Raw genomic sequence first — 23,003 nt, forward strand, 5'->3', positions numbered from 1 at the left:
CTGCTGCGCCTTGCCTCTCGGAAAGGGAGCCACCCTGACCATCGAGACAAGACGCAACAGCTGCACGCTTCAGGCCACGCTGAGCATGCAAGGAGTTTTTCAGAGGTTCCTTAGTTTTGATCAGTACCACGACCATCCCGCCAAGGCAAAATCCAACATGCTGCATATCGCCCTGTTCGAACCGGAAATTCCGCCCAATACCGGCAACATTATCCGCCTGGTCGCAAATACCGGCGCACAACTGCATCTGATCGAGCCGCTGGGCTTTTCGCTGGAAGAAAAGAAACTGCGCCGTGCCGGCCTCGACTATAACGAGTTTGCCGCGTTAAAGGTGCATCAGGATTTTGCCGCGTTTCAACAAGACGTCGCCGGACAGCGCTTGTTTGCCATGACCACCAAGGGAAGTCGCCCCCATAGCGACGCCTGTTTTCAGGACGGAGACGTGCTGTTATTCGGGCCGGAAACCCGGGGCCTGCCGGACCCCATTCTGGAAAGTCTGCCGCCAGCACAGAGATTGCGTCTGCCCATGGTAGCGGATAGCCGCAGCCTCAATCTCAGCAATGCCGTCGCCGTGACGCTCTACGAGGCATGGCGCCAACTGGGCTACACAGGGGCAGTTGATAATTGACAATTGATAGTTGACAGCTGCGCGAAACAAAATTGTTTTAACCTGAAACGCAAGAGGCCGCACCCAAAGCATGGGCGCGGCCTCTTGCGTTTCAGATGACAACCGACCTCGTACGCGACGCGGTCAACTGTCCACTTTCCACTATCAACTCTTATTGAACGGTCTCGCCCGCTGCCGCAGCATTTTCCTGTTGCTGCTGGCGCTGCTGCTGATACAGCGCATCGAAGTTGATCGGCTGCAGCACCATCTGCGGGAATGACCCCTTGGCCACCAGGTCCGACACCACTTCACGCACATACGGGAACAGCAGGTTCGGACAATACGCGCCGAGCAATTGCGCCCGCTCTTCGCCTTCGATGCCTTTCACGGTAAAGATACCGGCCTGCTTCACTTCCACCAGGTAAAAGGTCTTTTCCTCGGCTTCGTCCTTGGCGGTCACCGTCACGGTGATTTCCACTTCGAACTCATCGCCTTCACCAACGCGACGGGCGCTGTTGTTCAGCTGCACGTTCACCTTGGGTTTCCACTCCTGCAGGAACACGTCCGGTGCACCCGGGCACTCAAAGGAGGTGTCTTTCAGGTAAATACGCTGCAGTTGGAAAACCTGTTGCTGTTCATCAGCCATGTTCTTCTCCTGTTACTGGCCTGCTCCGAGCAGAGCATCGAGCTCCCCCGCCCGCTCCAGAGCAAAAAGTTCATCACAGCCACCGATGGCGTGATCATTAATAAAAATCTGCGGCACCGTCCGGGCGCCGCCGCGCTGCATCATGACTGCACGCTGCTGGGGTTCGCGGTCCACATCGGTATCCTCGAACGCCACATTCTTGCTGTTCAGCAACTGCTTGGCACGCACACAAAACGGGCACCAGGCAGTGGTATACAGCTCGACTTTGGCCATCTCTGCCTCCTGCTTACTCTTTAACCACCGGCAGGCTGGCTGAACGCCAGGCATTCAGGCCGCCCTGGATACGATACAGGTCGGAAAACCCCTTGGTGCGCAGCTGTCGTCCCAGATGTGAGGCCTTGGCCCCCATATCACAAGTCAGGATGAGGGGTTTGTCCTTGTATTTTTCCAGCTCTGCAATACGATCAAGCGCCTGCCCGGCGGGAATATTGATGCTACCGGCAATATGCCCGGTGCGGAAATCATCGCTGTCGCGCAGATCCACGATCACCGCATCCTTCTGGTTCACCATGTTGGTGGCCAACTGCGGCGTAAGCGACTGGCCGCCGCGGCGGGACTCAAGCACAAAAAACAGTGCCCACAACAGGAAAAAGGCGGACACCAGAATATAATGGTTGCTGGCGAATTCAATCAGATTGCCCATGGAAACCCCGGATCATTAGCGTTGGCTCTAATCGGCGCCTGTGGTGCAGCGCCACCATTCCCTCCGGGAAAGAAAGCCGAAGGAAAATCGGCGCCAAGTATACACATCCCCGGGCCGTTAAGGTAAAACCTCGCCATGACCCGACTATTACTGCTGCTTCTACTGCTTCCGGCCCTGCTCCCTGTTAGCGGGGCAGCGGTTGGTGCCGACAATACCGCGCCCAGCAAAGCCCAGCTGGAGAAGCTTAAATCCCGCATCAGTGAGCTGAGCGATGCCCAGAACCGCGAATTGCGCGAACGTGATTCCGTGCAGGCCAGCCTGCGTGAGGCAGAACTGCGCATCAGCCGGCTGACCCGGGAACAACGGAGCCTGGAAAAAAAGGCCAGCACAGCCCAACAACGCCTCAAAAACCTGGAAGCAGAGCAGGCAGTGCTAGCTGCAGAGAAACGCACCCAACTGGACTGGCTGGGCAAAACCGTGCGCGCCAGCTACCAGGCCGGCCGCCAGGAACGCATCAAATTACTGCTCAACCAGGAGCAGCCCGACCAGATCGCACGCCTGCTGCGTTACCAGGAATATTATCAGCGCGCCCGCAGCAACCGCCTCAAGGCCGTCAACGGCGAGCTTGATGAACTCAAGGCGATTGCCCTGCGAGTAGAGAAGGCTCGCCAGGTTCTGCTGGAAAAGCGCACCGAAGTCCAACGCCATGCGGACAAGCTGCAAACCGCCCAGAAAGAGCGCCAGACCACACTGGCATCGCTGAACCGTTCACTGGATAACAGAGGCAGCAACCTTAACCAGCTCAAGGCAGACCAGCAGCGCCTGCAGAAACTGCTGGAAGACATGCAACGCAGCCTCAATGACATTCCTGCCGATCTGGGTGGCAAGCCCTTCGGCAACCTGGCCGGCAAACTCCCCTGGCCGGTGGACGCGCGCATTTCCACCGGCTATAACAGCCGCCGCGAAGGCGCGCTGCGCTGGCAAGGCGTCATCTTCAATGCCGCCCCCGGCACCCCGGTCCGGGCGATCCATGCCGGCCGCGTGGTGTTTGCCGACTGGCTACGCGGCTACGGCCTGCTGACCATTGTCGATCACGGCAATGGCTATTTGACTCTCTACGGGTACAACCAGAGCCTGCTGCGCGAAGTCGGCGAGTGGGTGTCCGCCGGTGACAGCCTGGCGCTGGCCGGCAATTCCGGCGGCAACCGGACCAACGGTCTATACTTCGAGATACGCCACCGGGGCAAGGCTGTGAACCCCACACGCTGGTGCAATCAGCGTGTTACACTGCCGCCATTGGCGCAAAATTGACCATGAACTTTGAAACGCGCACACCTTTTTCCTGTGCCCGCCGGGGATCCTGAATGCCAACAACCATCCTGCCCACGCTCCGTTCTGTCGCGCTCACGGGCCTGCTTGCCCTTAGCCCTTTCAGCGCACTCCACGCCCAGGATCCTGCCCTTGATGATCAGGCTCGCCAGCAAGGCGTACCGGTGGATGAGCTGCGCGCCTTTGCCGAGGTCATGGAGCGTATCCGCGCGGCCTATATTGAAGACGTGGATGATCGCGAACTGCTGGAAGCCGCCATCCGTGGCATGCTCCATGATCTGGACCCGCACTCCAACTACCTGACCCCGGACCAGTTCGACGACCTGCAGGTGACCACCACTGGTGAATTCGGCGGCCTTGGCATCGAAGTCACCATGGAAGACGGCTTCGTCAAAGTAGTGACTCCGGTGGATGACTCCCCGGCCAGCAACGCCGGCATCCTCGCAGGCGACCTGATCCTCAAGATCGACGACACCTTTGTGAAGGGGTTGACCCTGGGCGAAGCCGTCGAGCTGATGCGCGGGGAAATCGGCACCAAAATCGATTTAATGGTCCTTAGCGAAGGCGACGAGAAGCCCCGCCAGGTCAGCCTCGAACGTGACCGCATCCAGACCCACAGCGTGAAATCAAAAATGCTGGAACCGGGCCTGGGCTACCTGCGCATTTCCCAGTTCCAGAACAACACCGGTGACGATGCCCGCAAAGCGCTGGGCAAGCTCAACAAGGACACGCCCCTCAACGGCCTGATTCTCGACCTGCGCAACAACCCCGGCGGCGTACTCAACGGCGCAGTGGAAGTCACCGACCTGTTCCTGGATGCCGGCCTGGTGGTGTACACCCAGGGCCGTGAAAAAGCGAGCCGGAACGACTTTGATGCCAGCGCCGGCGACGCACTCAACGGCAAGCCGCTGGTGGTGCTGGTCAACGGCGGCAGCGCCTCCGCCTCGGAAATTGTGGCCGGCGCCCTGCAAGACCAGGAGCGTGCCATCGTGGTGGGCAACCGCACCTTCGGCAAAGGCTCGGTGCAAACGGTATTGCCACTGAGCAAGGACCGCGCCCTGAAGCTCACCACCGCCCGTTATTACACCCCAAAGGGGCGCTCCATTCAGGCAGAAGGCATTGAACCCGACATTGCCGTGGATGTGGTCACCAAGATCGAAGTACGCGAAGACATGCACCTGCGTGAAGCAGACTTGCCTCGCCATCTGGACAATGAAAACGGCGACAGCGAGAAAGAGAAGAAACGCAGCTCCCTGGCCGAAGACGATTACCCGCTGGCGCAGGCGCTCTCCATTCTCAAAGGCGTCGTCCTCACCCAGCGCCCCGCCCACGCCTCACTGCCCGACCAGCCTTGATGGCTGGCCGGTTACTGGCCCTGGGGTTACTGCTACCAGGGCTGTTGTTGAGCGCCAGCGCCCTGGCCGCACCACGCATTGCCATCATCATTGATGACCTGGGTTACAGCCGCCAGCATGGCCAGGCCATTGTGGATCTGCCCGCGCGGGTCACCTGTGCGGTGATTCCCTTTTCGCCCCATGGCCGACGCCTGGCCGAGCGGGCCAGCCTGGCGGGCAAAGAAGTGCTGGTGCACATGCCCATGGCCGCGCAAAGTCATCTGAAACTGGACCGGGGCGGCCTGCAGGACGGCATGGATGAACCTCAGTTACTGAACGCGGTGCGTCAGGCCCTGAGCCAGATTCCCCAGGCTCGCGGCCTGAACAACCATATGGGCAGCGCGCTCACCGAACAGCAACAGCCCATGGGCTGGCTAATGGCCGAACTGAAGGCGCACCAGCTGTTCTTTGTGGACAGCCGCACCAGCAGTCATTCCGTGGCGCAGCAGGTGGCCCGGCAGGTGGGGCTGTCCCACGCCGGGCGCGATGTCTTTCTGGATAATGAACGCAATCTGGTCAGCATCAATGAGCAGTTCAATCGGCTGATCCGGCTGGCCCGGCAGCGGGGCCAGGCGATTGCCATCGGCCACCCGTACCCGGAAACCGTGCACTACCTGCAGCAGGTACTGCCCCTGATGCAAGACGCCGGTATTGAGGTAGTGCCGGTGTCCACATTATTGAGCACCCCGGCAGTGACCACAGCCACCACCGGGAGCGACGCTCACGCCGGGTCCTGATCCCGGCTTTTGCCAATACCGGTGAGTTTGGCGTAACCGATCATCAGGAAACCGAAAGCAAACATCAGCACACCATAGACTGCAGACGGCACAGACATGGCCTCGGAATGCAGCAGGGTCAGGGTCACCATTAGCCCCAGCGTACCGTTCTTGATACCCAGCTCGATGGCCACGGTGAACGCCTGATCACGGCTCAAGCCGATCACGCGCCCCCCCACCATGCCCAGGACAATACCAGCCAGATTGAGAACAATGGCCGATACACCTGCCTGCTTGAACAGCACCAGAGCCTCATCACCCAACTCCACCAGCAATAGTGCAATTACCGCCACCATCACCGCCAACCCCAGCAGGCCCACCGCTTTTTCGCCTTTTTCTGCCCAGCCTTGACGAAAGTGGCGGATCGCCATGCCGATAGCCACGGGCAACAAGATGATCACGAACAGGGTAATAATGGTGCGCATCACCGGCAGTTCCAGCGTCCTGGCGGTGTCCTGAAAACGCTCAAGGGCCCAGCCCGTAAACGCAGGCAGCGTGACAATGGTGATCAGGCTGGCAAGCACCGTCAGCACAATGGACAGGGCCACATCACCGCGCCCCAGATAGACAAACAGATTGGAGGTAGTACCACCCGGGCAGGCGGCAATCACAATAAGCCCCACCGCCAGCGCCGGCGACAGGTCCAGCGCCAGCGCCACACCCAGGGCGATCAGCGGGAGCAAAAGTATCTGGCAGACCAGGCCATAGAAGGTGCCACGCGGGGCAACAACAACTTCGCGGAAATCTTTGGGGGTCAGGGTCATGCCCATCCCCACCATGATCAAAAACAACGATAACGGCAGCCCGATATCAATCAACGCACCTGAACCCATTACAACTCTCCCGTGATTTTTTTATGGTCTTTCAACGGGGGGCAGCGCCCCCAAAACCTCGAGAGTAAAACAGGGTTTCATTTATAGCCAGTACGTAGCGGCTAAAGTTGTGACAGGAGGCTAATCCAGCCGAAAGAAGGCTCGGCGACCATCAGCCCAGGCGCATTTCCACGCCGGCTGACTGCATGAATTCCTTGGCCTGCTGCACCGAGTATTCGCCGAAGTGGAAGATCGACGCCGCCAGCACCGCATCGGCGCCGCCCTGCTGCACGCCGTCCACCAGATGCTGCAGATTGCCGACCCCGCCCGAGGCGATCACCGGCACCGGCACCGCATCGGAGATGGCACGGGTCAGCGCGATGTCAAAACCGTTCTTGGTGCCATCACGATCCATGCTGGTCAGCAGGATTTCACCGGCACCGTAATCGGTCATCTTGCGTGCCCACTCCACCGCATCCAGGCCTGTAGGTTTGCGGCCGCCGTGGGTGAAGATTTCCCAGCGGTTGGTGTCGCTTTCCGCGCTGACTTTTTTCGCGTCGATGGCAACCACAATACACTGGGAACCAAACCGCTCCGCCGCTTCACGGACAAACTCCGGGTTATGTACCGCCGCCGAGTTGATCGCCACCTTGTCGGCCCCGGCATTCAGCAGGTTGCGAATATCTTCCAGCGCACGCACGCCTCCACCCACGGTAAGCGGAATAAAAACCTGGCTGGCGATCTGCTCCACCGTGTGCAGGGTGGTATCGCGCTCCTGATGGCTGGCGGTGATATCCAGAAAGGTGATTTCATCGGCGCCGGCATCGTTATAACGCTTGGCAATCTCCACCGGGTCACCGGCATCGCGGATGTCCACGAACTGCACGCCTTTGACCACACGGCCGGCGTCCACATCAAGACAAGGAATAATGCGTTTGGCTAAACCCATAATACGTCCCCGGCGCTCAGGCGCCGCTCAACTCATCGGACAGCGCCTGGCCTTCGGCAAAGTCCAGGGTGTTTTCGTAGATGGCACGTCCGGTAATGGCACCACTGATGCCCTGGTCAGCCACCGCACACAGGTTGCGCACGTCATCCAGGTTGGTAATGCCGCCGGAGGCGATCACCGGAATCGACATGGACTGGGCCAGTCTCACGGTGGCGTCCACATTCACGCCCTGCAACATGCCGTCGCGGCTGATATCGGTGTAGACGATGGCGGAGACGCCATCGTTCTCGAACTGTTTAGCCAGATCGATCACATCCACATCGGTCACGTTCGCCCAACCATCGGTAGCCACTTTGCCGTCTTTGGCGTCCAGGCCCACGATGATGTGGCCGGGGAACTGCTCACACATGGCTTTGACGAATGCCGGCTCATTCACCGCCTTGGTGCCAATGATCACCCACTGCACCCCCGCATCCAGGTAGGCCTGAATAATTTCCGGGCTACGAATACCGCCACCAATCTGGATCGGCAGATCCGGGTGGGCCTTGGCAATCGCCTTGACGATCTCGCCATTCACCGGCTCACCGGCAAAGGCGCCATTCAGGTCGACCAGATGCAAACGGCGGGCACCACGCTCCACCCAGTGGCTGGCCACGGCAACCGGGTCATCGGAGAACACGGTGTCGTCTTCCATACGACCCTGCTTCAGGCGAACACATTTTCCGTCTTTCAGGTCGATGGCAGGAATCAAAAGCATAGTGATTTCTCAAACTGGGCTGCCATACAGGAAGGCAACGGATGAAACGGGTTTATCGCTGTCAACTGTCCACTATCAACTGTCAGTTGATCTTAGGTTGCCAGCGCAGAAAATTTTCCAGCAGCGTCAGACCGGCGTCAGCACTTTTTTCCGGGTGGAACTGCACGGCAAACACATTGCCCTGGACAGCCGCAGCAGCAAAAGTCAGGCCGTAGTCGCAACGCCCGGCCACTGCCTCGTCGGGCAGGCCGGTGACGCAGTAACTGTGCACAAAGTAAAAGCGGGCATGGTTGTCGATCCCCGCCCACATGGGGTGCGCCATGCCCTGCTGTACCTGGTTCCAGCCCATGTGCGGCACTTTCAAACGGGTGCCGGTATCGCTGAACAGCTCACCGAAAAACGTGACTTGCCCGTCGAAAACACCCAGGCAATCCACGCCGTTATTTTCTTCACTGCGGGCCATCATCGCCTGCATGCCGACGCAAATCCCCAGCAATGGCTTGCCGGCTTTCGCCACATCCCGGATCGCCTGATCCAGGCCCGTGTCTTTCAGAACGGCGATGCAGTCACGAATGGCGCCCACACCGGGAAAGACCACCCGGTCCGCCGCGCGGACCTGATCCGGGTCGCCGGTGATGATGATGGTCTGGCCATTGGCGACCTTTTCCAGCGCCTTGCCTGCGGAGTGCAGGTTACCCATGCCGTAATCAATAACGGCAACGACTTCACTCATATTCGGGAGCCTGTGCTGTACGGTTACTCGCTTTCGCTGAGGGTACCCTTGGTGGACGGGGTAATACCGTCCATGCGCGGGTCCGGCTCCACCGCCATACGCAGCGCGCGGCCAAAGGCCTTGAACACGGTCTCAGCCTGGTGGTGCGCATTCTTGCCGCGCAGGTTATCGATATGCAGGGTAATCATGGCGTGGTTCACGAAGCCCTGGAAAAATTCATAGAACAGGTCCACGTCGAAGCCACCGATGCTGCCCCGGGTGAAATCCACAAACATTTCCAGGCCCGGACGGCCGGACAGGTCCAGCACTACCCGTGACAGGGCTTCGTCCAGAGGCACATAGGCGTGACCGTAACGGCGCACCCCTTTCTTGTCACCGATGGCCTTGGCGAAGGCCTGACCCAGCGTGATGCCGATATCTTCCACCGTATGGTGGGCATCGATGTGCAGATCACCCTTGGCCTTGATATCCAGATCGACCAAACCATGACGTGCCACCTGATCGAGCATGTGCTCGAGGAACGGCAACCCGGTATCCAGTTTGCACTGACCGGTGCCATCCAGACTGATGGTGGCTTGAATCTGGGTTTCCAGGGTGTTGCGCTCTACGGTAGCGCTTCGCTTGCTCATCTATACCTCCCAGGCATTGGACCGGCTATTATACGCAGCCTGAGAGCCTGTTGACACCATTGCAGCAGCACCGACCACCCAAAACCAGCGGAGTTTCACCATGCCGATCAGCGTTCAGGCCCACCCCCTCTCTCAGGAACAATGTCAGGCCTTTGCCAAGGTACTGCGTGATGCCCCGCAATACCGCCAGAAGCTGGCCGATGCGGTGACTGAAGGACAAGGACGACTGTTCGCTGCCCACTTCAATGGCCAGCGCGTGGCTATCGCCCTGATAGAAGAAAACCAGCCGCAGCTGGCCTGGATGGTCGTGCACCCCGCCACTCAGGGGCGCGGCGTGGGCAAGGATTTTCTGCGCCTGATCGGCCAGCAGCTGGGAGAAACGCTCGCCCTGCCAGACCACTGCCAGGGAACCTCTCAATAACGCCTTAGATGCTCAGCGTGGCCTATAACTGAGCCAGTGGCAGCCGGATATGCAGCGCAAAGCCCCGCCCGGGGCCAGCGCTTTGAGCCCACAGAGAACCGCCCACCTGCTCAACCATCACCCTCGCCATGGCCAGGGACAGGCCAAAGCCTTCCTCATGGTGACGCGACCCCATCACGAAGAACGGCTCGAGAATGTGCTCCAGCTGATCTGCGGTAGCGCCTTTACCCTCATCACGGATGCATAGCTCGGCATGGCCCGCCGGCACATCCACCGCGCTGCTGATTTCCACGCTGCCGCCTTCGGCACTGAAGCGCAGGGCATTATCCAGCGCCATGCTCAGCACTTCACGCAACTCCCCTTCACAGGCACGCACCTGCAGATTCGGTGAGATCCGGTTGCGCACCGCCACGCCACAGGCCTCTATCCGCGCCGCCTGGTCACGCAGAATGGCGTCGAGCATCCACATGGGCTGACAACTGCCCTGCAACGGCGGCTGGTGGCGGTCGGAAAGGTCAAAATAACGCAGCGAGGTGCTGACGATCCCGGTGAGGCGCCGCTGCCCCTTGCGCACCATGGCCCACACATCCACCTCTTTCTCACCCGGCCCCTGCCCGGACTGTCCCAGCGAATCGGCCGCACCAATCCAGTTGATCGGCGTATTCAGCTCATGGCTGATGTACTGCAGGAACATGGACTTGTCCTGGTTCATCTGTTCGATATCCGCCAGGTGCCGCTCCAGATTCTGCTGTGCCTCCACAGACAATTGCTTGCGCTCGCTTTCCAGAAACCGGATCCGGTCGCCCAGCGCCAGTGACAACATCACCACCACCCACAACGCGCCGAAATGCGGCAAGTAAGGAACAATCACGCTATAAGGAATCAAGCCCAGATTGCCGATGGCATACAGGAACACGGTAAGCAGGAACACCGACCAGGCGAGCACATACAAGCGCGCCACCCGGAACCCCTGGCGCCACACCACCCAACCCAGCCAGCTGAACAGCACCACCGTCATCATCACCACCACGGTGGACAGGTGATAGGAATAAGGTGGCGGAATCACCCACTGCAGCGCAAACGCCACCCCGATCAGGATCAGGTAATGCTTCAGCAATCGGTCATAGCGCGGAAAGCGCTGGGCCAGCTGCAGGAACTGGCGCGAATACAATGCCAGCGCCAACCCGCAGGTATAGGTGGTCAGCCAGAAATATTCATTGATCCTGGGGGTCTCCGGCCACAAATACTGAAGCCCGAAACCACTGACGCAGATATTGAAAAACAGCACCCCGGCAAGAAACACCACGAAGTGCAGGTGCACATTGTCACGCAGGGACAGAAACAACAGCAGGTTGTAAATCAGCATGATCGTCAACGAACCGTAGAACAGCCCCTGCAGCAACTGTTCCAGATAAGTGTATTCCACCAACCCCTTGGCACTGTAAAGCATGGGCATCATGTTCAATGCGCCCTTGCCCCGGACCTTGATATAGTACTCACTCACCCCGTCAGGCAGTGACTCCAGATTGAACACAAAAGCGCGGTGATCCATGGGCCGCCGCCCAAAGGGGCGTGTATCCCCCACCGCGTATTCCCGGAACTCGCCACCCGGCTGCGGCACAAACAGGGTCAGCTCATCGAGAATGGGGTAACGCTCTACCAGAAACCAGCTACGCCCATCCATCTGGCTGGCATCCAGCTGAAAACGCAGCCAGATGGTGCTTTTGGTAAAACCGAAATTCAGGGTATTACTGTCACTTTTGTGAAAACGGCTGGCGAACTGATCGCGAATCTGACTCAAGGTCCAGTTGCCCTCCGGGTCCTCCAGCACATCCACCCGGGCACCCAACTGAACGCTGTCTCCCGCCGAAACCAGTGCAATGGGCTCGGCACGCACGATGCCCCCTACCAACAACAGCGCCATCACGACAACAACATGGAACTTTCGCAAACGTTCTTCCCCTAACTTCACAATAACAATCATGAATAATGCTACGGTATGGCCAGTGAATCCCCACTGCTATAATCACGGTCCAACGACCAACGCGCAAGGAGTGCTACATGGGACGCCTGTTAAAAATTTTGCTGATCACTTTGTTTGCCATCATTGTGCTATTGGCCATTGCCGTTTTTGTGATCACCCAGGTGATTGATCCCAACGAATTCAAGCCGGAAATCGAGAAACAGGCACAGGAACAGGCCAACCTGACACTGGACATTCAGGGAGACCTGGCCTGGCAGTTCTGGCCCTCGCTGGGTGTCAGCCTTGGGCGCACCGAAGCACGCATTGCCGATGACGAGGAATTGTTCGCCGCCCTCGACGAAGCCAGCGTCAGCGTTGCCGTATTACCGCTGCTGTATGGCCAGGTGGAAATGGACGGCATCACCCTTGCTGGCCTGGATGTAAACCTGGTAGACGGCCCGGATGGCGCCAACTGGGAACAGATCGGCCCGCAGACCCCGTCGGAAGACACCGCCGTTGAAGAAGAACCCGTGGCCGAAGAAGGCAGCAGCAGCCTGGACATTCCGTTGACCATTCCCCAGGTCGTCGTCAGTGACGGCAAGGTCCGCTATCGCAACACCGCCGACGGTACCGACATCGTCGTCGAGCACTTTAACCTGAACGCCCAGGACGTGAACCTGGACGAGCCTTTCCCACTGCAGATGTCCCTGCGCTATCAGGACCAGAGCGACATGCGCGTGGACATGAATCTGGACACGGTACTGGCCGCCGATATCGACAATAACCATTTCGTCCTCAACCCGATGACGCTGGATGCCAATATCGCCGGCGCCACCACCATGCCGGTGGATGTGCATCTGGAACAGAATCTGGACGTGAACCTGAACGAGGACACCGTCTCCATCAAGGACCTGCTGCTGCAAGCGGCCGGCACGGAGACCAAGGGCAACATGGACATCACCGCCCTCACCGGCGACATGCAACTCAGCGGCAAGCTGGCCACCGCCCCTTTCGATGCCAACAAGGTACTGGAAGCCATCGGCGAAGCCCCCATCGAAACCACCGATAGCCAGGCGTTGAGCAAAATTGCCCTGGACGCCACCCTGGGCGGCGAGCCCGGCAGCGTCATGGCCAGCCCGCTGACCCTGACCCTGGACGACAGCACCCTCAGCGGCAGCGCCGGCCTGGCCAGCCTGGAAAGTGGTAAGATCATCTTTGACCTGGTGCTCGACAAGATCACCCTGGACGGCTACATGCCGCCTGCCGGTGGCGATAGCGAAACCGCCGCAGCCGGTGGCGGCAAAACCGGCGGCACCGCCAGCCTGTCCAGCGACGAGCTGATCCCGGTAGAGACCCTGCGCCCACTGCTGGTGGACGGCAAACTGGCCATTGGCACCGTGAAATACGACAGCATTACCGCCAGCGACATGAAATTTGCGGTCACCGCCCAAAATGGTGTCTTGCAGTTAACCCGCGCCACCGGCAGCACCCTGGGCGGCAGCTTCAGCGCCAAAGCCAAACTGGATGCCTCCGGCAGCACCCCGAAAATCAGCGCCAGCAACACCGTTTCCAGCGTCCAGATTCAGCCGCTGGTACAAATGGCTCTGGAGGATGATCTGGCCAAAGGGGTGTTCGACATGACGGGCAGCTACAGCGCCAGCGGCAACAGCGAAAAAGCGCTGATGAACTCCGCCAAGGGCACCATCGACCTGTCACTGGCTGACACCACCGTGCGCGGCCTGAACCTGTACAGCACCCTGGTTGGCGGCGTGAACGACATGCTCGGCCAGTTCCAGGGCCTGGCCACCGCCCTGATTCCCAGCCAGGAATCCGGCAAGTTACCCAGCGCCCTGTCCGAGGACACCAAGATTCTCGACCTGAAATCCAGGGCGCGGCTGGACAAGAACGTGGCGTATCTGGACAGCTTGTCTGCGGTACTGCAAAAAGGCGAAATCACCGGTAACGGCTGGATGAATATCCTCAACCAGGACTTCGACCTGAAAATCGGCATGCAGTCGCCAGAACTGGGCACTTCCAAGTACCTGACCGGCACCACCTGGCCACTGCGCTGCGAAGGCAACCTGGGTGGCAACCCCGCCAAATGGTGTGGCCCGGACAAGGATGGCTTCAAGGACATCGGCAAGCAGGTCGCCGCCAACGCCACCAAGGACAAGCTGAAAGAGAAATTCGGCATTGACGGCGAAGGTGACACCACCGAAGAAGTCCTCAAGGATGCCGCCCAGAAGAAAGCCAAGGAAGAAGTGAACAAGCAGCTACAGGACGGCCTCAAGAAGCTGTTTAATTAAGAGACGCTGCAGGCTTCACGCAGCCAGCAACACGCAGGCGGAGATGGGCAAACGCCCATCTCCGCCGTTTTTTGTCCGGAGTGTCATGCCCAGCACATCCCTCACCCCGCAAGATTTCAGCCAGGCCCTGCTCGACTGGTACGACCAGCATGGTCGCCAGGACCTGCCCTGGCAGCACCCGCGCACGCCTTATCAGGTGTGGGTGTCGGAAATCATGCTGCAACAGACCCAGGTCAGCACGGTCATTCCCTACTTCGAGCGGTTTATGGCGCGCTTCCCGGATGTGAAAACACTGGCACTGGCGGAGCAGGATGAGGTGCTGCACCTGTGGACCGGGCTCGGTTACTACGCCCGCGCCCGCAACCTCCATAAATGCGCCCAGCAACTGCTGGAAAACTATCAGGGCGAATTCCCGGATACCGTTGAGGAAGTGGCCACGCTACCCGGCATTGGCCCCTCCACCGCCGGCGCCATTCTTGCCCAGAGCCGTGGCGTGCGTGCACCGATTCTGGATGGCAACGTGAAACGGGTGCTCGCCCGCCTGCACGCCGTGCCCGGCTGGCCGGGCAAAAAACCGGTCGAAAGCCGGCTCTGGGAGCTGTCTGAACACTACACGCCCCGCGCACGGCTGGCGGACTATACCCAGGCGATCATGGACCTTGGCGCCACCCTGTGTCGCCGGGGCAAACCCGACTGCGCCAGCTGCCCGGTAAACCGAGGATGCGAAGCCCATGCCAACGGCAATCCCCAGGATTACCCCGGCAAGAAACCGAAAAAGGCCCTGCCAGTACGCACCACCGTCATGCTTATCCTGCGCGACCGTGACGGCCGGGTCTGGCTGGAACAGCGCCCTCAGCAAGGCATCTGGGGCGGCCTGTGGTGCTTTCCACAAACCGACGATGAGTCACAGATGGAAGACGCCCTGAGAGCCCGTGCTTTCGATGCCCGTGCTGATAGCCAGCCACTGGACCCGTTCCGGCACACCTTCAGCCACTATCACCTGGACATCGCCCCTCTGGAAGTGGCCGTAGCCCCAGCCGGCACCCGTGACAATGACGGTCGCTGGGTGGACCCGCAATCTCCCGGCACACTGGGCCTGGCCGCGCCGGTGAAGAAACTGCTGGCAAGCCTCGACGCCCCGCGCCAGTCACGCATGTTATAGTTCACCCACATGTACCCGCTTACGGAGTTGCCATGAGCCGCACGGTAATGTGCCGCAAATACCAGACTGAACTGGACGGCCTCAACCGCCCCCCTTTCCCCGGCCCCAAGGGGCAGGATATCTTCGAGACGGTCTCGAAAAAGGCCTGGCAGGAATGGCTGCACGAACAGACCATGCTGATCAACGAAAAGCACCTGAACGTGATGGACCCACAGGCGCGAGCCTTTCTGGACGAGCAACGTGATCGTTTTCTGAACAATGAAAACTACGAAAAAGCCGAGGGATACACCCCGGTTGCTCACGATGCGAACAAATGAACCGCCAATGGCTTGACGCATCCGCCTCCAGAAGCTTTAATACGCGCCCTGATTGCCCGGATAGCTCAGTCGGTAGAGCAGGGGATTGAAAATCCCCGTGTCGGTGGTTCGATTCCGCCTCCGGGCACCATCTTTAAAAGGCCTCGCATTGCGAGGCTTTTTTCGTTTCTGATCCCGCTACACAACGTCCCTCACCTGCGCTACCGTGAGCAAAAACCTTCACGGCAACCGGGCTCTCATCGTGCATCGTTCGCTCTTGATCATTATTCCCCTGCTGCTTTACGGATGCGACCAGACACCCACCGGCCGTGAGCAGCTGGCGCTGGTCCCCGAATCGATGATGGCAGACTTCGGCCAGCAGACGTTTGTGCAGATGCAGCAGCAGTTACCGGTAAGCGCCAACGAGAGTGCCAACCGGGAAGCACAATGTGTGGCGGAACAGCTCATCCAACGAATTCCCGCCCGTTTTCCCGGGGTCAGCCTGCCGGACACCTGGGAAGTGGTAGTGTTCGCCGATGCCTCCCCCAACGCCTTTGCCCTCCCCGGCGGCAAGATTGGAGTCAACGAAGGGCTGCTGGAGGTAGCACAAAGCGATGATCAGCTGGCCGCCGTCATCGGCCACGAAATCGCCCACGTGCTGGCCAGGCATGGCAACGAACGGCTCACTCAGGAACTTGGCATCAAGGCAGTGTTATTTGTGATCGGGCTGCTCAGCGAAGGGGATGCAGATACCGAGAATATTCTGCAGGCTCTCGGCGTAGGCGCCTACCTGGGTATCGCCCTGCCGTTCAGTCGCAGCCATGAGGAAGAGGCCGATCTGATGGGACTGGAGCTGATGGCCAGCGCAGGATTCGATCCACGGCAGAGCACCGAACTATGGAGAAATATGGCCGCCGCAGGGAGCGCCCAGCCACTGGAGTTTCTCTCCACTCACCCGAACCATGACAGTCGCATCGAAGCCCTTCAGGAACGTATGGGGGCGGTGTTGCCGCTCTACCAGCAAGTCACGCCAGTGAACTGCGAACCGTAGGAGCCAAACCGCCAGCGACGAGAATGTCACTTGCAGGTAAGGCCCCGAGACAAGGCCGTTAGCTGGCGACGGCTTCTTTAACTGCGGCCTTCTCTACCGCCGGCTGCCAGTTGTAATCCTTCATGTTTACGGTCCAGGTGCGGGCCATGAACTGGAAGGTGGCGTGGGGCCACAGGGCGGTGTTGCGGCCATCGGCCTGTTGGTACCAGCTCATGCACCCGCCGTTCTGCCAAACCGTGCCCTTCAGCTCGTCCTGCAGCTTGTCATTGAAACGATCCTGCACATCCTGCTTCACGTCCAGCCAGGCATCACCGCGCTTGTCCAGCTTGGTGATGGCATCCATCACATAGCGCACCTGGCTCTCGATCATGAAGATGATGGAGTTATGGCCCAGGCCGGTATTCGGCCCCACCAGCTGGAACATGTTCGGATAACCACTCACGGTGGTGCCGAGATAGGCCTGCGCCGCATCCTTCCAGTCATCCTGCAGACGACGACCGGGCAAGCCGGTGATTTCAAAGTCCTTCATGTAGATACGCGGATCCACGATGAAACCGGTACCCAGCACGATGCAGTCCGCCTGCTGCTCAGTGCCATCACTGAACACCACGCTGTTCTCCCGGATTTCCTTCACCCCTTCGGTCACCAGCTCCACGTTGTCGCGGTTGAAAGTCGGGTAGTAGTTGTTGGAGATCAGAATCCGCTTACAACCCAGCGTGTAGTTGGGTACCAACTTGCGTGCCGTCTCCTTGTCCTTCACCTGATAGTTGATGAAGGCTTTCAGGGCCGGTTCAGCCAGTTTGGCCAGACGCGGATTGAAGATCGGCAGCACGCGCGCTTCGTTGCTCAGGTAAAGGCGCAGACGATGCAGCTTGCGCAGCGCCGGGAAACGGCGGAATACCCACTTGCTCAGGCCGGAATAAGCGCGCTCATCGCGAGGGATAATCCACGGCGGAGTCCGCTGTACCACGGTCAGGTGGCCCGCTTCTTTCGCCACATGGGGCACATACTGGATGGCACTGGCACCGGTACCGATGGACACCACTTTCTTGCCAGCCATGTCGTAGTCCTGGTCCCACAGGGCCGAGTGGATGATCTTGCCCTTGAAGGTATCCATGCCCTTGAAATTGGGGAACGACGGCACATGCAGGGGGCCGCTGGCCAGCACCCAGTGCTGGCAGACCACCTGGGAGCCATCGGCCAGATCCAGGGTCCACAGGGCCGCCTGGTCGTCAAAATGGGCCCCGGTCACCTCGGCATTGAAACGGGTGTACTGACGCAGATTGTGTTTCTGGCTCACGCCTTCAATGTAATTGTGGATTTCCTGCTGGCCACTGTAGCGGTGGCTCCAGTCCGGGTTGCCCTCGAAGGAGAAGGAGTACATGTGGGACTGCACATCACAGGCGGCGCCCGGATAGCTGTTGTGGTACCAGGTACCGCCCATGCCATTGCCCTTTTCCAGCAGCAGGAAGTCATCGATTCCGGCTTCGCGCAGCTTGATCGCCATGCACATACCACCAAAACCGCCGCCCACGATGGCAACTTTGACGCGACGGGTTTTCACATTGATCTTGGCCTGACTTGTCATAGGTATTCTCCTGGGATACTCACGGGCTCCTCGATGGCAACACTCTAACCTTGCCAAGGCTTAGTGAATACATGTTAACCTGACTGAAAAATTGATAATTCCGGCCATGTCTGAACGCTCGATCCTCGCCCTCATCTACACCATCGACCTGCTCGAAGACGAGAAGGGCATCGACTGTGCGCCGGTGCTGGCCCGGCATGGGCTGGATCGCAACAAGCTGGACCCGAGCAGCGAGATTGGCCGCGACCGGGAACTGCTGATCTTCACTGAACTGCTGCCACAGGTAGACGATCCGCTGCTTGGCTTCGAAATGGGCAGCCGTTTCGGCTTTGCCGGTTACGGCCAGCTGGCCATGCTGCTGATGACCAGTGAAACCGCTTTCCAGGGGTTCCAGTTCGGGGTGAAATACCAGGCACTGACCTACCTGTACGGGGAAATCGCGCTGGTCCCCGGTGAAACCACCACAGCCCTGGAACTGTACCCGATCCCCCTGCCTCCAGAGGTGAGCCGCACCCTGATCGACCGCGACATGGTAGGCACCTTCAAGCTGGTCAACGATATCCAGACCCAGCTCAATCTGGACCTCAAGCCTGTGGAAGTGTGGATGCCCTATCCGCGTCCCGATCATGCCGGCGTATTCGAAGCCTATTTCGGCTGCCCGGTGCGCTACGACCAGCCCTATTGCAAGGCGGTGATCCGTAACGAGGACATGGCGGTACGCATGCCCGGCTACAACAAGATGGCCCAGGACATGTATCGGGAACAGTGCGAGGCCATGCTGGCCCGCCGGGAAGCCCCCACCGAGCATCTGGCAAACCGGGTTAGCGCCTACCTGAGCCTGTTCGTGCGTACTTTCCCCACCGCCGAACAGGTAGCCCAGGCCTTCGGCATCCCGGAACGCACCTTCCGCCGCCAGCTCAGCAAGGAGGCCCGCCCCTTTCAGGGCATCATGGATCAGGTCAGGGAAGACAAGGCCAGACGCTACCTGAGCGACTCCAGCCGCAGCGTGGCGCAGATCGCCGAATTGCTCGGCTACAGTGAATCAGCGGCCTTCGTCAGGGCCTTTGAGCGGTGGACGGGAAAGACACCGGCCCGTCACCGCAAAGAAGCCGGGGCCGGGCAGTAGGAGCGCCGCTTGAGGCGCGCCTACAGCAGCTTCGTTGCAGAGTCAGTCCTGACGAATTCTTTCCACGATTTTGGTCGTCGAAATATCGTCGATAAAATCGAGCACCTTCACCTCGCCCCCATAGCGCTTCACAAACTCGTGGCCGACCACTTCTTCCACGCTGTAGTCACCACCCTTGACCAGCACATCCGGCTTGATGGCTTCCAATAAAGGCTCCGGGGTGTCTGTATCAAAGGACACCACCCAATCCACCGCTTCCAGGGCGGCAAGCACCGCCATTCGTCGCTCCAACGGATTGATGGGGCGACCCGGTCCTTTCAGGCGGCGGATGGAATCATCGCCGTTCACCGCCAAGACCAGGCGATCACCTTGACGGCGGGCGGAATCCAGATAGCCCACATGGCCGGCATGAATAATGTCGAAACAGCCATTGGTGAAAACAATTTTTTCACCCTGGGCGCGGGCGTCCTCGATGGCAATCAGCAGTTGCTCCTCTGTCATCACACCACGACCCAAGCCCCCTTCCTGATGCACTGCACGACGCAGTTCCGGCGCAGACACCACAGCAGTACCCAGCTTGCCGACCACGATACCAGCAGCGATGTTGGCCAGCGCCACCGCATCTTCCATGGCGGCACCCGCCGCCAACGCCACTGCCAGCACGGAAATCACCGTATCCCCGGCGCCGGTCACATCAAACACTTCCCGGGCCCGGGCCGGCAGGTGCAGCTCTGGCAAGCCATCACGCAGCAGGGTCATGCCCTTCTCGCTGCGGGTGACCAGCATGGCCTGCAGGTCCAGATCACGGATCAGCTGCTGCCCCTTTTCAATCAGGTCCTGCTCATCCTTTACTGCCCCCACCACCGCCTCAAACTCACTCAGGTTCGGCGTCAGCAGAGTCGCCCCGCGATAGGGCTCAAAGTCGGTACCCTTGGGGTCCACCAGTACCGGCACGCCCGCTTCGCGGGCCAGGGCGATTAGACCGGGACAGTCACGCAGGGCGCCTTTGGCATAATCCGACAACACCAGCGCACCGCAATGGGCTAACTGCTGCTTAACCTGCTCGGCAAAAGGCGCCGGATCCTGGCTGTGGAACGCCTCTTCAAAATCCAGCCGTAGCAGTTGTTGCTGACGACTAATCACCCGCAATTTGGTAATAGTGGGCAACCCGTCCACTTTCTGAAAATGGCAACCCACTTCCGCCGCCGCCAGCCGCTCTTCCAGAATCGAGGCCGCTTCATCGCGGCCCGTCACCCCAACCAGCTCTGCACGGGCGCCCAGGGCGGCCATGTTCAATGCCACGTTGGCGGCACCACCGGGGCGATCTTCCAGTTCGGTAACGCGCACCACCGGCACCGGCGCTTCCGGCGAAATACGGCCGGTGGGGCCGTGCCAGTAACGATCAAGCATGACATCGCCAGCCACCAGAACGCGGGCCTGGGCAAAGGAAGGAATTTGCGGGTTTTGCATCAATGTCTCCAAAAGACAACAGAGCCGAATTGCCCGCAATTGTAGCATAGCGGTGGAGGCAAACAGGTTCTGACAGTACACTCCCGGCACGCCGCTGCCTGCTGACCGGGCACAACCATTACGCATCGCCACGCTGTCAGGGTATCATTCAGCAACCCTTGGCCAATTTAGGAGCAACAGGACACGCTATGCCGCCACTGCCCCCCAACATCATGCAAGGTCGCTGGTTACGCTGGTGGCTGACATTGTCATTTGCGGTGATGTTCAGCGGCGTATTTCTGTTCAACTCCCGCATCGGCCTGCTCAACGTACTCGATGTGTTGTTCTTTCTGCCCGGCCTGACCCTGCTTACCCGCGCGGTGGTCAGTGGTGACCACCGGCTAATGACCTCGCCCTTTCTGGTTCCGCTCTACCTGTTACTCGCCTGGGCCCTGCTCAGCCTGGCCTGGGCGGAGGAACCCAACTCCTCGCGGACGGTGCGCGGCGTGGTGCAGATCGTAGTCATGGTGGGCCTGTTCCGCTGGCTACATCTCTATTTCCGTAACACCTTCAAGCAAGCCATGGCCAACGGTGCGCTGTGCGCCATGGTGGTGGCCACGGTGGTGATGGTCAGCTATTACACCACCCAACCATTCAGCAGCCCCCTCTTCAGTGAACCCGCCAACCTGATTTTCCGCATGCCCTCCCTGGATCCCTCCCTGGCCCTGATGGCCATGGTGGCACCGACCTTCATCCTGCTGGCACAGGGCATGGAAGAAGGCGCATCGGGCAAAGGCGGTCGCCGCCTGGTTGGCGCGGGGGTCGGGTTCGGCTTTTTATGCCTGACGTCTTTGCCTCTGGGATTGATGTGCATTCTGTTTGCTATCGCCTGGCTGACCAGCCGCAGCTCCCGCCGCTGGCTAAGCCTGATCCCGCTGGCCGCCGCCTTCTACCTGATGCTACAGGGCAGCCATAGCGTGACGGTGAGCAACTATTTTGCCCACCCACTGATCGGCAACGGACTGAACCACGAAACGCTGAATGGCGTACTGGGGCACAACGACAGCCATTTGCTGACGCTTGCCCATCCGCGCAATATCTTTCTGCTGCTGATCCACGGTCTAGGGCTGATCGGCCTGGTGCTCTTTATTGCCAGCTGGGTGAGCCCGTTTACCGGACTCCTGCAACGCCAGATCAACTGGCATGAGAATGCGGCCTACACCATTGCCGTGGTGCCCGGCCTGTGCATGACTTACGCGGCCGGTGCTTATTTGCTGGTGCCGTTCCAGGCCAGCTGGCTGAGCCTGTGGCTACCCCTGGCGCTCTTGCTGGCCCGCCTTAGCGAGCGCCCCGCCATCCGCCCAAACAGCCGCTGAGAGCCTCATGGGAAAACGCACCAACCGGCCCTCACGGCTCTCAGACCCTCGCCTGTACCCAAGCTGGCTAGGCGCAGGCCTGTTCTGGCTGATCGGGCAACTACCCTGGAATCTGCTGCTCGCAATAGGGCGTGGCCTTGGCCGTCTTGCCTGGCACCTAGCCAAAAAACGCCGACATGTTGTGCAAACCAACATCCGGCTCTGTTTCCCTGAATTGGACCCGGCGGAGCAAGAAACATTGGCCCGCCGTTGCATGACCAGCACCGGTGAAGCCATTCTGGAAATGGCAGGCAGCTTCAGCAACCACCGTATCAACCTGGACAAACGGCTGACCATTAAAGGCATGGAGCATATCGAGCGGGCTCACGCCGATGGCAAGGGAGTCCTCCTGCTCGGCATGCATTTTAATTCCATTGATGTAGGGTCTCGCCTGCTTGGCTATGTGTTGGACTTCCACGCCGTCTATCGCCCCAACGACAACCCGGTCATAGATCGTCTGATCGATAAAGGTCGCTGTAATTACGTGAAAAGCACCGTAGACAGGCAAGAGATTCGCCAGATGATAAAACTGCTGCGCCACGGCGACATTCTCTGGTACGCCCCCGACCAGGACTACGGCACCGCCCACGCAGTCTATGTGCCATTCTTCGGCATCCCCGCCGCCACCATTACCGCCACCAGCCGCATCTCCCGTATGGGCAAGGCAGCAGTCATCCCCTGCGCGCACTATCGCTTACCCGGCGGCCGCTACGAAATCGAATTCGGGCCAGCACTGGAAAACTTTCCCTGCGGCGACGATGAACAGGATACCGCTCGCATCAATAGCGCCATCGAAGGATACGTGCGCAAGTACCCGGAACAGTACCTATGGGTGCACAAGCGGTTCAAGCATCAGCAAAGCGGACAATCTCCGTACAAGTAACGCTCCAT

Annotated in this window: 23 protein-coding genes and 1 tRNA gene; 13 read left to right on the forward strand and 11 right to left on the reverse strand. The window is 59.6% G+C overall.

Annotated features, from left to right (window positions below):
• Positions 1-157: 157 nt before the first annotated feature.
• Positions 158-628, forward strand: coding sequence for a tRNA (uridine(34)/cytosine(34)/5-carboxymethylaminomethyluridine(34)-2'-O)-methyltransferase TrmL (trmL, locus tag COA55_RS15005; RefSeq protein WP_063519314.1), 471 nt, complete (start codon positions 158-160; stop codon positions 626-628).
• A gap of 151 nt (positions 629-779) precedes the next feature.
• On the opposite strand, the gene secB is transcribed toward trmL, so the two are convergent.
• The 3 genes from secB to COA55_RS15020 are packed head-to-tail and all read right to left on the reverse strand — an operon-like array spanning position 780 to position 1,956.
• Positions 780-1,253, reverse strand: coding sequence for a protein-export chaperone SecB (gene secB / locus COA55_RS15010; protein ID WP_063519315.1), 474 nt, complete (start codon positions 1,251-1,253; stop codon positions 780-782).
• A 12-nt stretch (positions 1,254-1,265) separates the two neighbouring features.
• Positions 1,266-1,526 (reverse strand): glutaredoxin 3, encoded by a 261-nt coding sequence (grxC, locus tag COA55_RS15015; protein ID WP_007150626.1) that lies wholly within the window; start codon positions 1,524-1,526, stop codon positions 1,266-1,268.
• Between the two features lie 13 nt (positions 1,527-1,539).
• Positions 1,540-1,956, reverse strand: a complete 417-nt coding sequence (locus tag COA55_RS15020; protein ID WP_063520952.1) for a rhodanese-like domain-containing protein — start codon at positions 1,954-1,956, stop codon at positions 1,540-1,542.
• Between the two features lie 135 nt (positions 1,957-2,091).
• On the opposite strand from COA55_RS15020, the gene COA55_RS15025 reads away from it, so the two are divergent.
• From COA55_RS15025 to COA55_RS15035, 3 genes are read left to right on the forward strand one after another with little or no spacing between them, the layout of a single operon-like run.
• Positions 2,092-3,267 carry a peptidoglycan DD-metalloendopeptidase family protein gene (locus COA55_RS15025; RefSeq protein ID WP_290502792.1) on the forward strand — a complete coding sequence of 392 codons (1,176 nt, stop codon included), beginning with the start codon at positions 2,092-2,094 and terminating at the stop codon, positions 3,265-3,267.
• Positions 3,268-3,320: 53 nt separating this feature from the next.
• A complete protein-coding gene (locus tag COA55_RS15030) occupies positions 3,321-4,640 on the forward strand; it encodes a S41 family peptidase (RefSeq protein WP_290502793.1) in 1,320 nt (439 codons plus the stop codon).
• On the forward strand, positions 4,640-5,416 hold the full coding sequence (locus COA55_RS15035) for a divergent polysaccharide deacetylase family protein (protein ID WP_290502794.1): 777 nt from the start codon (positions 4,640-4,642) through the stop codon (positions 5,414-5,416). The genes COA55_RS15030 and COA55_RS15035 overlap by 1 nt, the downstream gene beginning before the upstream one ends.
• Here the strand turns inward: COA55_RS15035 and COA55_RS15040 are convergent.
• From COA55_RS15040 to hisB, 5 genes are all read right to left on the reverse strand, one after another.
• Positions 5,401-6,288: a bile acid:sodium symporter family protein gene (locus COA55_RS15040; RefSeq protein ID WP_290502795.1), complete on the reverse strand. Its 888-nt coding sequence runs from the start codon at positions 6,286-6,288 to the stop codon at positions 5,401-5,403. The two genes, COA55_RS15035 and COA55_RS15040, sit on opposite strands and share 16 nt — an antisense overlap.
• A gap of 151 nt (positions 6,289-6,439) precedes the next feature.
• Positions 6,440-7,216: an imidazole glycerol phosphate synthase subunit HisF gene (gene hisF / locus COA55_RS15045; RefSeq protein ID WP_007150815.1), complete on the reverse strand. Its 777-nt coding sequence runs from the start codon at positions 7,214-7,216 to the stop codon at positions 6,440-6,442.
• A 16-nt stretch (positions 7,217-7,232) separates the two neighbouring features.
• Positions 7,233-7,973 (reverse strand): 1-(5-phosphoribosyl)-5-[(5-phosphoribosylamino)methylideneamino]imidazole-4-carboxamide isomerase, encoded by a 741-nt coding sequence (gene hisA, locus COA55_RS15050; RefSeq protein WP_007148976.1) that lies wholly within the window; start codon positions 7,971-7,973, stop codon positions 7,233-7,235.
• Positions 7,974-8,055: 82 nt separating this feature from the next.
• Complete coding sequence (gene hisH / locus COA55_RS15055) at positions 8,056-8,706, reverse strand: imidazole glycerol phosphate synthase subunit HisH (RefSeq protein ID WP_290502796.1); 651 nt, start codon at positions 8,704-8,706, stop codon at positions 8,056-8,058.
• A 23-nt stretch (positions 8,707-8,729) separates the two neighbouring features.
• Positions 8,730-9,335, reverse strand: a complete 606-nt coding sequence (hisB, locus tag COA55_RS15060) for an imidazoleglycerol-phosphate dehydratase HisB (protein WP_063518762.1) — start codon at positions 9,333-9,335, stop codon at positions 8,730-8,732.
• Between the two features lie 100 nt (positions 9,336-9,435).
• Here hisB and COA55_RS15065 point away from each other — a divergent pair, with 100 nt between their 5' ends.
• Complete coding sequence (locus COA55_RS15065; RefSeq protein ID WP_290502797.1) at positions 9,436-9,756, forward strand: GNAT family N-acetyltransferase; 321 nt, start codon at positions 9,436-9,438, stop codon at positions 9,754-9,756.
• 22 nt (positions 9,757-9,778) lie between these two features.
• Here COA55_RS15065 and COA55_RS15070 read toward each other — a convergent pair whose 3' ends face one another.
• Entirely contained in the window at positions 9,779-11,740 is a 1,962-nt protein-coding gene (locus tag COA55_RS15070) for a sensor histidine kinase (protein WP_290502798.1), read from the reverse strand.
• Between the two features lie 77 nt (positions 11,741-11,817).
• On the opposite strand from COA55_RS15070, the gene COA55_RS15075 reads away from it, so the two are divergent.
• From COA55_RS15075 to COA55_RS15095, 5 genes are all read left to right on the forward strand, one after another.
• Positions 11,818-14,025, forward strand: coding sequence for an AsmA family protein (locus COA55_RS15075; protein ID WP_290502799.1), 2,208 nt, complete (start codon positions 11,818-11,820; stop codon positions 14,023-14,025).
• An 85-nt stretch (positions 14,026-14,110) separates the two neighbouring features.
• Positions 14,111-15,187, forward strand: a complete 1,077-nt coding sequence (gene mutY, locus COA55_RS15080) for an A/G-specific adenine glycosylase (protein WP_290502800.1) — start codon at positions 14,111-14,113, stop codon at positions 15,185-15,187.
• Positions 15,188-15,219: 32 nt separating this feature from the next.
• Positions 15,220-15,504 (forward strand): oxidative damage protection protein, encoded by a 285-nt coding sequence (locus tag COA55_RS15085; protein WP_290502801.1) that lies wholly within the window; start codon positions 15,220-15,222, stop codon positions 15,502-15,504.
• 54 nt (positions 15,505-15,558) lie between these two features.
• Positions 15,559-15,634: transfer RNA gene (locus COA55_RS15090), tRNA-Phe, on the forward strand.
• A 111-nt stretch (positions 15,635-15,745) separates the two neighbouring features.
• Positions 15,746-16,534, forward strand: a complete 789-nt coding sequence (locus COA55_RS15095; RefSeq protein WP_290502802.1) for a M48 family metallopeptidase — start codon at positions 15,746-15,748, stop codon at positions 16,532-16,534.
• Between the two features lie 58 nt (positions 16,535-16,592).
• Here COA55_RS15095 and COA55_RS15100 read toward each other — a convergent pair whose 3' ends face one another.
• Positions 16,593-18,122, reverse strand: coding sequence for an NAD(P)/FAD-dependent oxidoreductase (locus COA55_RS15100; protein ID WP_290502803.1), 1,530 nt, complete (start codon positions 18,120-18,122; stop codon positions 16,593-16,595).
• A gap of 106 nt (positions 18,123-18,228) precedes the next feature.
• Between COA55_RS15100 and COA55_RS15105 the strand changes: the two genes are divergently transcribed.
• Entirely contained in the window at positions 18,229-19,248 is a 1,020-nt protein-coding gene (locus COA55_RS15105; protein ID WP_290502804.1) for an AraC family transcriptional regulator, read from the forward strand.
• Between the two features lie 42 nt (positions 19,249-19,290).
• Here COA55_RS15105 and hldE read toward each other — a convergent pair whose 3' ends face one another.
• A complete protein-coding gene (gene hldE, locus COA55_RS15110; protein ID WP_063518754.1) occupies positions 19,291-20,718 on the reverse strand; it encodes a bifunctional D-glycero-beta-D-manno-heptose-7-phosphate kinase/D-glycero-beta-D-manno-heptose 1-phosphate adenylyltransferase HldE in 1,428 nt (475 codons plus the stop codon).
• Positions 20,719-20,906: 188 nt separating this feature from the next.
• On the opposite strand from hldE, the gene COA55_RS15115 reads away from it, so the two are divergent.
• Together COA55_RS15115 and lpxL are read left to right on the forward strand one after the other, a co-directional pair.
• The gene (locus COA55_RS15115; RefSeq protein ID WP_063518753.1) at positions 20,907-22,073 is read left to right on the forward strand and encodes a hypothetical protein; all 1,167 of its coding nucleotides are present in this window, start codon (positions 20,907-20,909) and stop codon (positions 22,071-22,073) included.
• Positions 22,074-22,080: 7 nt separating this feature from the next.
• Positions 22,081-22,995 carry an LpxL/LpxP family Kdo(2)-lipid IV(A) lauroyl/palmitoleoyl acyltransferase gene (lpxL, locus tag COA55_RS15120; protein WP_290502805.1) on the forward strand — a complete coding sequence of 305 codons (915 nt, stop codon included), beginning with the start codon at positions 22,081-22,083 and terminating at the stop codon, positions 22,993-22,995.
• Positions 22,996-23,003 lie beyond the last annotated feature (8 nt).

The sequence above is a fragment of the Alcanivorax sp. genome (assembly GCF_002733835.1).
Taxonomy (GTDB): domain Bacteria; phylum Pseudomonadota; class Gammaproteobacteria; order Pseudomonadales; family Alcanivoracaceae; genus Alcanivorax.